The sequence below is a fragment of the Streptomyces sp. NPDC048504 genome (assembly GCF_043200035.1).
Classification (GTDB): domain Bacteria; phylum Actinomycetota; class Actinomycetes; order Streptomycetales; family Streptomycetaceae; genus Streptomyces.
The window spans coordinates 611,066-621,669 of sequence record NZ_JBICXA010000001.1 but is presented as its reverse complement, the minus strand read 5'-3'; the positions used below and the strand labels follow the sequence as shown (position 1 = coordinate 621,669).

The 10,604-nt window shown below is 70.5% G+C and carries 7 protein-coding genes; 1 reads left to right on the top strand and 6 read right to left on the bottom strand.

From position 1 onward, the window contains the following. The 6 genes from ACGFY9_RS02925 to bldG form a co-directional block, all read right to left on the bottom strand. Positions 1–1,331, bottom strand: a 1,331-nt coding sequence (locus ACGFY9_RS02925; RefSeq protein WP_393751291.1) for a serine/threonine-protein kinase, incomplete at its 3' end; no start/stop codon positions are given. A 598-nt stretch (positions 1,332–1,929) separates the two neighbouring features. Beyond that, entirely contained in the window at positions 1,930–3,450 is a 1,521-nt protein-coding gene (locus ACGFY9_RS02920; RefSeq protein WP_393751289.1) for a methyltransferase, read from the bottom strand. 119 nt (positions 3,451–3,569) lie between these two features. Then, positions 3,570–4,166 (bottom strand): small secreted protein, encoded by a 597-nt coding sequence (locus ACGFY9_RS02915; RefSeq protein WP_393751287.1) that lies wholly within the window; start codon positions 4,164–4,166, stop codon positions 3,570–3,572. Between the two features lie 217 nt (positions 4,167–4,383). Beyond that, positions 4,384–6,792: a sodium-translocating pyrophosphatase gene (locus ACGFY9_RS02910; protein ID WP_393751285.1), complete on the bottom strand. Its 2,409-nt coding sequence runs from the start codon at positions 6,790–6,792 to the stop codon at positions 4,384–4,386. Between the two features lie 290 nt (positions 6,793–7,082). Continuing rightward, entirely contained in the window at positions 7,083–7,520 is a 438-nt protein-coding gene (locus ACGFY9_RS02905; RefSeq protein ID WP_393751283.1) for an ATP-binding protein, read from the bottom strand. A 118-nt stretch (positions 7,521–7,638) separates the two neighbouring features. Then, on the bottom strand, positions 7,639–7,980 hold the full coding sequence (bldG, locus tag ACGFY9_RS02900) for an anti-sigma factor antagonist BldG (RefSeq protein WP_003975386.1): 342 nt from the start codon (positions 7,978–7,980) through the stop codon (positions 7,639–7,641). Between the two features lie 80 nt (positions 7,981–8,060). On the opposite strand from bldG, the gene ACGFY9_RS02895 reads away from it, so the two are divergent. Next, a complete protein-coding gene (locus tag ACGFY9_RS02895) occupies positions 8,061–10,571 on the top strand; it encodes a DEAD/DEAH box helicase (RefSeq protein WP_393751281.1) in 2,511 nt (836 codons plus the stop codon). Positions 10,572–10,604: the final 33 nt, after the last annotated feature.

Here is a 10,604-nt window from a genome sequence, read left to right as displayed (position 1 = left end):
CCGTCCGCTGCCGGGGCGCCACCGCCCGGCACTGGCCCGAAACCACCCGGCGACGGACCACCACCCCGCACCGGACCAAAACCATCCGCTGCCGAATCACCACCGTCCTGCACCAGCCCGAAACCGTCCGCTGCCGGGGCGCCACCGCCCGGCACTGGCCCGAAACCACCCGGCGACGGACCACCACCCCGCACCGGACCAAAACCATCCGCTGCCGAGCCATGACCGTCCTGCACCGGTCCGAAATCATCCGGCGGCGAGCCACCACCGCCCGGTGCCGGCGCGAAACCCTCCGGCGGCGGGCCGAACCCCTCCGGCATCCGGCGGAACCCGTCCGGCAGCGGGCCGAACTCATCCGCCCTCCGCCCAAGCCCGCCCCCGTCCGCCCTCCGACGGACCCCGTCCCCATCCGCCCCTCGACCAACCCCGTCCGGCGTCGTCAGACTCCCCGGCGCCGCGCCGACCCGCCGCCCCACCCGCTCCAACCCCCGCGCCGCAGTCTCCGGCGTCGACCGCAACGCCGGGTCCTTGACCAGCAACCCCTGGAGTACCGGCGCCAGTTCACCCGCGCGGACGGCGGGTGTCGGGTCCTCGCCGAGCAGAGCCGTGAGCGTCGCGAAGTCGCCGTCGCGATCGAACGGGCCGCGACCCTCGACGGCGGCGTACAGCGTGGCGCCCAGGGAGAACAGGTCCGCGCCCGGAGTCGGCGGCTCGCCTCGGGCGCATTCCGGGGCGAGGTACCCGGGTGTGCCGACGATGCCGGCGGTGGCGGTGAGGCGGGGTCCGTGGGACTCGGGCTGGAGGGCGATGCCGTAGTCGGTGAGCAGCACGCGCGCGTACGGATCGCCCGAAGCGTCCGGTGCCAGAAGGATGTTGGCCGGTTTCACGTCCCGGTGCAGGATGCCGATGCGGTGCCCGGCGGTGAGCGCGTCGAGGACGGCGAGCCCGATGCGGGCCACCCGGGCGGGCGGCAGCGGGCCCGAACGCCATAGGACCGCCTGGAGGTCGACGCCGTCCGGGACGTACTCCATGACGATCCAGGGCATGCCCTCGTGGATCACCACGTCGTGCACGGTCGCCACATGCGGATGGCCGCGCAACCGGGCCGCGTGTCGCGCCACGCCACGCGCCCGCGCGATGCGCTGCGCGCGCTCGCCGCCGTCCCCCGACGCATCCGGCAGCGTGATCTCCTTGAGGACGACCTCGCAGGCCAACTCCTCGTCGTACGCGAGCCATACGCGTCGCATGCCGCCCGCGCCGAGCATGCGCAGCAGCCGGTAGCGCCCGTTGACGACACTGCCCTCGCCCTGCTCCGGCGTATCCCCGGCCATCACGCCTCCCCCGAGACGGCGCGCCTCCCCCGAGGACGCGTGGAACCTGTCTCCGAAAGTAGCCTCGCACCCGCCACTGACAAGAGGGCTTTTCCGCACCGATCCGAGCAATCTCGCCGGATGGGGACACCTGCGGCCCAGTGGTGCGGGGAGGCCTCAGGCGTGACAGGGGCGGGGAGGGGCTGGGGCGCCGTACGGCGGGCGGGCGGCGGATACGGCGGGCACATTGCGGTGCGATGGTCGGGCCGGCCGTAGGAACGTTCGGCGGTGCGGGAGACCGGCGGCCGGGTCGCGGTCGGCCGCTGCGTGCAGCCGTCGGCAGAAGCAGGTGCCGACCGGGAGCAACCGCCCGATCGGGACCAACTCCCGTCCGACACCAACTCCCGTCCAGGAGTGGCCGGTCGGCCTGAGGGCAACCGGCCAGCTCCGGCCTCGGAAAATGGCCAGCCACCCGCAACCGCCCGCCGCCCCGCGCCAGTCAGCCGCCCCCAACCGACCGTCACCCCACGCCAGTCAGCCGTCCGCACCCGATCATCGCCCGCGCCAGCCAGCCGCCGGCACCAGTCACCCCACCACGCCGGTCAGCCGTAGGCACCACTCACCCCACCGGCTCCAGGAACCCCTGTTCCACCAGCAGCCGGATCTGCGCCGGTGTCCGGTCGCGGAGCAGAACCGGGTCCTCGCCCATGAGTTGGGCGATGGCGTCCAGGATGCGGCCCGCGCTCAGCGTGCCGTCGCAGACGCCGGCGAAACCCGCGCCGACCGTGTCGACCTTGGTCGCCCGGCGCATCCCGCGGTGCTGGCGCAGCACGACGTGCTCGGGGTCCTCGGCGCCGGGCAGCCCGACCTGTTCCTGGATGATCTCGGGGGCGAGCCTGAAGTGGGCGGCGAGCAGGGCCGCGTCGTCGTGGGCGCGCAGATAGTCGACGCGGTCGAAGTGCTCCCGCACGGTGTCGCCGAGCGGCTGCTCGACCGGGTGCGGCCACTCCTCGACGGTGATCGAGGGCGCGTCGGAGCCCGTCCTGCGCAGCGTGATCCAGCCGAAGCCCACGGCCTTGACCTTGCGCGCCTCGAACTCGTCGAGCCACGCGTCGTAGAGCGCCTCGTACGCGGCCGTGTCGCCCTGGTGGTCGCCCGCGTCCCTGAGCCACAACTCGGCGTACTGCGTGACGTCCTGGACCTCGCGCTGCACGATCCAGGCGTCGCACCCGCGCGGCACCCAGGAGCGCAGCCGGTCCTGCCAGTCCTCCCCCTCCACGTGCTGCCAGTTGGCGAGGAACTGCGCGAACCCGCCCTCGCGCAGGCGGTCGCCCGCTTGCTGAACGAGCGACCGGCACAGATCGTCCCCGCCCATCCCGCCGTCGCGGTAGGTCAGCCGGGCGCCCGGCGAGATCACGAACGGCGGGTTGGACACGATGAGTTCATACGTCTCGTCGTCCCGGACCGGCTCGAAGAGCGAGCCCTCGCGGAGGTCGGCGGCCGGCGCTCCGGACAGCGCGAGGGTGAGCGCGGTGATGTGCAGGGCACGGGGGTTGAGGTCGGTGGCCGTCACGCGCGTGGCGTGCCGGGCCGCGTGCAGCGCCTGGATGCCGGACCCGGTGCCGAGGTCGAGCGCGGCGGAGACCGGCGTCCGTACGGTGATCCCCGCGAGCGTGGTGGACGCGCCGCCCACCCCGAGGACGACGCCTTCGTCCCGGCTGCCGATCCCGCCGACCCCGCCGACCGCGCACCCCAGGTCGGACACGATGAACCAGTCCTCGCCGTCGGGCCCGCCGTACGGCCGTACGTCCACGGTCGCGGCGACCTCGTCGGTGCCGACCGAGACCAGCCACCCGTCCTCCACGCACGCGGCGACGGGCAGGACGTCCGCCACGCGTGCGTGCGGCACGGGCTGCTGGAGCAGGAACAGCCGGACCAGCGTCTCCAGCGGGGTATCGCCTCTGGTCGCCCGGAGGGCCGGCACGGTCTCGCTGCGGGCCAGCGCCGCGTACGCGGGGGCGCCGAGCAGTTCGAGCAGTCCGTCGGCGGTGAAGGCGGCGCCGAGCAGGGCGTCCCGGAGCCGGGCGGCGACCTCCGGGCGGTCGGATGCGGGCAGGGTGGACAGGGTGGAGTTACTCACACCCCCATTGTGGCCGCTCCCACCGACAACCCGCGTGGCACCGGCCGACACGGCCCCGCGCGCATGCGAAGGCCCCGGCACACACGCGTACCGGGGCATCTTTCAGCAACTGAAACAAATCAGGCCGCCGACGACGAAGCCACCGGAGTCGCCGCCTTGCAGGCCTCCTGCTTGGTCATCGCCTTGCCGACATCGCCCTCTTCGAGGGTCTTCAGGGCGTCGTTCCCGCTCGTGCTGAGCTTGTCCAGGGAGGTCGCGATACCCTTGAGGCCGTCCGCGAACTTGGCCTGGTCCTTGGTGTTCAGCGCGTCCACCTGGCCCTTCAGGGTGGCGTACGACGTGGAGATGCCGTTGAGCTCCTTCACCGCGTCCTGCTGCTTCTTCGCGCCGTTGTCGACGTCCGGTGCCCCGGCGGTGTTCACGGCGGCCCCGATCGCCTTGTAGGCGTCGGACATGTCCTGGAAGGCCTGCGAGTCGGTCTTCTGGACCTCTTCCGGGGTGCTGTTGTCCGAGGTCTCCTTCTGGATCGCCGTGTTGGCGGCCTCGATCTTCTTCGCCTGCGGCTGCACCGCGACGCAGACCTGCTTGGCCCAGGCGTCCAGCTTGGCGTCGCTGTCGTCGCCGCTGCCGCCGCATCCCGACAGCCCCAGTACCAGTACCGCACCGCCGGACAGTGCGGCCGCGAGCTTCTTGTTCACCGGATTGGTCCCTTCCATGGCTCTCGGCCCCGGAACATACACGGCGGACAGGCCGCACCTCCGGGCCCAATGTCCGATAGGAGACCTTTTGAAGCCATTTGCAACAAGCGAGAGAAGGCTCACGGCGGAGGTCTGAACACAGACAGAACGGGCGGGCGGCGCCCACAACTCGCGCCACCCGCCCGCCTGTTGAGCCGAGCCTCGTAGGACCCTGGAGCCGGGTCCGTAGGACCTCCTACGAAACGACCGCCGGATCCGCCGACTTGGCTGTCCGGTCGGCGTCGTCGCCGTCGTCCCCCACGGCGATCCCGCGCCGCTTGGAGATGTACACGGAGACGGCGATCACGAGGAACGCGAGCACCGAGATCGTGATGCGCACCCCGATGTTCTTGTCGTCGCCGTAGCTGAACTTGATGACCGCGGGCGCGATGAGCAGCGCGACGAGGTTCATCACCTTCAGCAGCGGGTTGATGGCCGGGCCCGCGGTGTCCTTGAACGGGTCGCCGACCGTGTCGCCGATCACCGTGGCGGCATGGGCCTCGCTGCCCTTGCCGCCGTGGTTGCCGTCCTCGACGAGTTTCTTCGCGTTGTCCCACGCACCGCCCGAGTTCGCGAGGAAGACCGCCATCAGCGTGCCGGTGCCGATCGCGCCCGCGAGGAACGAGCCGAGCGCGCCGACGCCGAGCGTGAACCCGACCGCGATCGGCGTGAGCACGGCGAGCAGACCGGGCGTGGCCAGCTCACGCAGCGCGTCCTTGGTGCAGATGTCGACGACGCGGCCGTACTCCGGTGTCTCGGTGTAGTCCATGATCCCGGGGTGCTCGCGGAACTGCCGCCGCACCTCGTAGACCACGGCCCCCGCGGACCGCGAGACCGCGTTGATCGCCAGCCCGGAGAAGAGGAAGACGACCGCGGCGCCCACGATGAGGCCCACCAGGTTGTTGGGCTGGGAGATGTCCATCATCAGGTTGAGTGGCGCGCCGGGTCCCGAGACCTTCTCGCCGACGTCGTTGGCGGCGGTGACGATCGCGTCCCGGTACGACCCGAAGAGCGCCGACGCCGCCAGAACGGCGGTGGCGATGGCGATGCCCTTCGTGATGGCCTTGGTGGTGTTGCCCACCGCGTCCAGGTTGGTGAGCACCTGCGCGCCCGCGCCCTCGACGTCGCCGGACATCTCGGCGATGCCCTGCGCGTTGTCGGAGACCGGCCCGAAGGTGTCCATGGCGACGATCACACCGACCGTGGTGAGCAGACCGGTACCGGCCAGGGCCACCGCGAACAGCGCCAGCATGATCGACGCGCCGCCGAGCAGGAACGCCCCGTAGACGGCGAGACCGATCAACAGGGCGGTGTAGACGGCCGATTCGAGGCCCAGCGAGATCCCGGCGAGGATGACGGTGGCCGGACCCGTGAGCGAGGTCTTGCCGATGTCCATCACGGGACGGCGGTTGGTCTCCGTGAAGTAGCCGGTCAGCTGCTGGATCAGTGCGGCGAGCACGATGCCGATGGCCACGGCGACGAGCGCGAGGATCCGCGGATCGCCGTCCTTGGCCTTGATCGCCGCGTCGGTGACGCCGTCGAGGTCGGCGTACGACGACGGCAGGTAGACGAAGACCGCGACCGCCACCAGCACGAGCGAGATCACCGCGGAGATGAAGAAACCCCGGTTGATCGCGGACATGCCGCTGCGGTCGGTCCGGCGCGGTGCCACCGCGAAGATGCCGATCATGGCGGTGATCACACCGATCGCCGGCACGAGCAGCGGGAAGGCGAGCCCGGAGTCGCCGAAGGCGGCCTTGCCGAGGATCAGCGCGGCGACCAGCGTCACGGCGTACGACTCGAAGAGGTCGGCTGCCATGCCCGCGCAGTCGCCGACGTTGTCGCCCACGTTGTCGGCGATGGTCGCGGCGTTGCGCGGGTCGTCCTCCGGGATGCCCTTCTCGACCTTGCCGACCAGGTCGGCGCCGACGTCGGCGGCCTTGGTGAAGATGCCGCCGCCGACCCTCATGAACATGGCGATGAGGGCGGCACCGAGGCCGAATCCCTCCAGCACCTTGGGCGCGTCGGCCGCGTACACCAGCACCACGCACGAGGCGCCCAGCAGACCGAGCCCCACCGTGAACATGCCGACGACGCCGCCCGTGCGGAAAGCGATCTTCATTGCTTTGTGCGAGACGGCGGTGAGATCCTTTTCCGGCTCGCCCTCCGCCGGGGTCGCTTCCCGGGCCGCCGCGGCGACACGGACATTACTGCGTACGGCGAGCCACATGCCGATATAGCCGGTGGTCGCCGAGAACACCGCGCCGATCAGGAAGAAGATCGATCGTCCGGCGCGCTGATTCCAGTCGTCCGCGGGGAGCAGCAGAAGCAGGAAGAAAACGATCACGGCGAATACGCCGACCGTGCGCAGCTGCCGTCCCAGATAGGCGTTCGCGCCCTCCTGGACCGCTGCCGCGATCTTCTTCATGCTGTCGGTGCCCTCGCCTGCCGCGAGGACCTCGCGGACCAGGATGCCCGCGACCACCAGCGCCGCCAGTGCGACGAGGCCGATCACCATCACGAGGATGCGGTTGTCGTCGGTCAGAACTGCTGCTGCGAAGGTTGTGGGGTGATCAAACTGCTGAGGGGTAGAAAGCCCCGCCATTCGTCCTCCTTGACGCCTGTGCTGAGCTCAAGATGTGGACGGATTGTAGGTACCGGAACCTGATCAAAACAGAGCGCGGCAAACGGAATTGGCCTTCGCATAGTAATGCCTTAAAAGCATTGGCGCTTGATCAAATCATCGGGGCGCCGATCAGAGCATTGATCGGGCATTGATCGTGAATTAATTCACGAATTCCACCGCGCGGAGAACTCTCGCTCGCGGTACTCTCCCGGAAATGCCGAAGGGCCCTGCTCAGCAGGGCCCTTCGGCTGTGGTGTGCGGCGTTGTCTTCAGGAAAGCGTCGTGGCCGGCGGGGTCGTCGGCCAGGTCATACGGATCGATCCGCCGTGCTCCCCCGCGGTGACCTCGACGTCGTCGACGAGCCCGCTGATGACAGCGAGGCCCATCTCGTCCTCCTCGGTCTCCGCGTCCGGATCGTCGCCCGGCGACCCGGGCGCCTTGTCGCCGGGAGCCGAACGTGGTGCCTCGTCGCCGACCTCGATGGAGAACTGCTTCTCCTCCTCGATCAGCAGCACCTTCACCGGGGCGGTGATCCCACTGCTCTGGTGCAGCCCGACGGCACGGGTGCAGGCCTCACCCACGGCGAGTCTGACCTCGTCGAGTACGGCCTCGTCCACTCCGGCCCTGCGCGCCACCGCTGCCGCCACCAGTCGGGCGGTCCTGACGTGCTCGGGCAGCGCGCTGAAGCGGAGTTCAACGGTGGCCATGCATCCCCCTCGGGACTACGGGCGTGCTGTCGGAGGGCCGGGCCGCCGAAAGCCCGGTCCACCGGTCGTCTATACGGCCGATCGGGGAGCGGTCACACGCCGCTCCCGGAACGGTCGGTCAGTCGGTGGCCGCCACCGCTTCCTCGACCGAGGTGTGAATCGGGAACACCTTGGTGAGGCCGGTGATACGGAAGATCTTCAGAATGCGCTCCTGGTTGCAGACCAGGCGCAGCGAGCCCTCGTGGGCACGCACCCGCTTCAGGCCGCCGACCAGCACACCGAGCCCGGTGGAGTCGAGGAAGTCGACTCCCTCCATGTCCACGACGAGGTGGAAACTCCCGTCGTTCACCAGCTCGACCAGCTGTTCGCGCAACTTGGGCGCGGTATATACGTCGATTTCGCCACCGACCTCGACGACCGTACGATCGCCGACGGTACGGGTCGACAGGGACAGGTCCACGGATCCTCCAGCACCTTGCTATCGAGCGGTCATCCCATGGGACACCTCGGCAGAGCCCCCAGGACGGTTCGCCAGCCGCGATGGCATTCAATCACTTACCGCAGGGCGTGCACGACGCCTTGGCTCCATTGTCCGTCACGCCAGTGACACACTCGGTGCCGATGGCCAAGAATCAGCGAACCGATCGCCCCTCGGCGGACCCCGTGTCCGGCCTCTCGCCGAGCACGGTTCTGGACCGGCTGGCGTCGGGACCGAGCCGGGCTTCGCGCATCACTCATACGGAGCACTTGCCCCCGCGCGAGGGCCGCCATGCCGTCTGGCCTGACCGGATTCGCGCCGAGGTGATCGCCACCGTCCAGGAAGCGGGTATCGAACACCCCTGGGCCCACCAGGCACAGGCCGCCGAGCACGCCCTCGACGGCGACTCAGTGATCGTTGCCACAGGCACCGCCTCGGGCAAGTCGCTGGCTTATCTGGTACCGGTCCTCTCCGCGCTCCTCGACGGCTCCGAGGCGCCGAACGGCCGCGGCACCACCGCGCTCTACCTGGCGCCCACAAAAGCCCTGGCAGCGGACCAGCTCCGCTCCGTGAAGGAACTTTCACAACCTCTGGGCAATGCCGTTCGCCCGGCCGTGTACGACGGCGACACTCCGTTCGAGGAGCGCGAGTGGGTCCGCCAGTACGCCAACTACGTCCTGACCAACCCCGACATGCTCCACCGCGGCATATTGCCCTCGCACCCGCGCTGGTCCTCCTTCCTGAAGTCCCTGAAGTACGTCGTCATCGACGAGTGCCACACCTACCGGGGCGTCTTCGGCTCCCACGTCGCCCAGGTGCTCCGCCGCCTGCGCCGCCTCTGCGCCCGCTACGGCTCCTCCCCCGTCTTCCTCCTCGCCTCCGCCACCGCCGCCGAGCCCTCGGTCGCCGCCCGCCGCCTCACCGGCCTCCCGGTGGTCGAGGTCGCCGACGACGCATCGCCCCGCGGTGAACTGGTGTTCGCCCTGTGGGAGCCCCCGCTCACCGAACTGCACGGCGAGAAGGGCGCACCCGTTCGACGCACGGCCACCGCCGAGACGGCCGACCTCCTCACCGACCTCGCCGTCCAGGGCGTCCGCTCGGTGGCCTTCGTACGGTCCCGGCGCGGCGCCGAGCTGATCGCGCTGATCGCCCAGGAACGCCTCGCCGAGGTCGACCGCTCGCTGGCCCGCCGGGTCGCCGCCTACCGCGGCGGCTACCTCCCCGAGGAGCGCCGAGCCCTCGAACGCGCCCTCCACTCCGGCGAGTTGCTCGGCCTCGCCGCCACCACCGCCCTCGAACTCGGCATCGACGTCTCGGGCCTGGACGCCGTACTGATCGCCGGCTACCCCGGCACCCGCGCCTCCCTCTGGCAGCAGGCCGGCCGCGCCGGACGCTCCGGCCGGGGAGCGCTGGCCATCCTGGTGGCCCGCGACGACCCCCTGGACACGTTCCTCGTCCACCACCCGGAGGCCCTGTTCGACCAGCCGGTGGAGTCCACGGTCCTGGACCCGGACAACCCTTACGTCCTGGCCCCGCACCTGTGCGCGGCGGCAGCCGAACTCCCGCTCACCGACGAGGACTTGGACCTCTTCGGCCCGGCGACGGCGGATCTGCTGCCGCAGTTGGAGGCCGCGAAGCTGCTCCGCCGCCGGGCGAAGGCCTGGCACTGGACGCGCCGCGAACGGGCCGCCGACCTCACCGACATCCGCGGCGGGGGCGGAAACCCGGTCCAGATCGTCGAGAACGGCACGGGCCGCCTCCTGGGCACGGTCGACGAGGCCGCCTCCCACACGACCGCCCACGAGGGCGCGGTCCACCTCCACCAGGGCCGCACGTACCTGGTGCGTTCCCTGGACCTGGAGGACTCGGTGGCCCTGGTCGAGGAGGCCAACCCGCCCTACTCGACGGTCGCCCGCGACACCACGGCGATCTCCGTCCTGGAGACGGACGTCGAAATCCCCTGGGGTCAGGGCCGGTTGTGCTACGGCTCCGTCGAAGTCACCAACCAGGTCGTCTCCTTCCTCCGCAGACGTGTCATCACCGGCGAAGTCCTGGGCGAATCAAAACTCGACCTCCCCCCTCGCACCCTCCGCACCCGCGCGGTCTGGTGGACGGTCACCGAGGACCAACTCGACGCCGCCCGCATCAACCCCGAGATCCTCGGCGGCGCCCTCCACGCCGCCGAACACGCCTCGATCGGCATGCTCCCCCTCTTCGCCACCTGCGACCGCTGGGACATCGGCGGCGTGTCCGTCCCCCTGCACCCCGACACCCTGCTCCCCACGGTCTTCGTCTACGACGGACACCCGGGCGGCGCGGGCTTCGCGGAACGCGCCTTCCACACCGCCCACGCCTGGCTCACCGCCACCCTCCAGGCCATCGCCTCCTGCGAATGCGACGCCGGCTGCCCGTCCTGCATCCAGTCCCCCAAGTGCGGCAACGGCAACGATCCGTTGCACAAGCGGGGGGCCGTGCGGCTGCTGACGGAGCTGCTGCGGGGAGCTCCGAAGGATGTGCGAGAGGTGCCGGGGGGTGTGGGAGAGGTGCCCGGAGAGAAGGTGGGCGGGATCTAACGGGCGTGCTGCGGACCAGCTACGGCGTCGGCG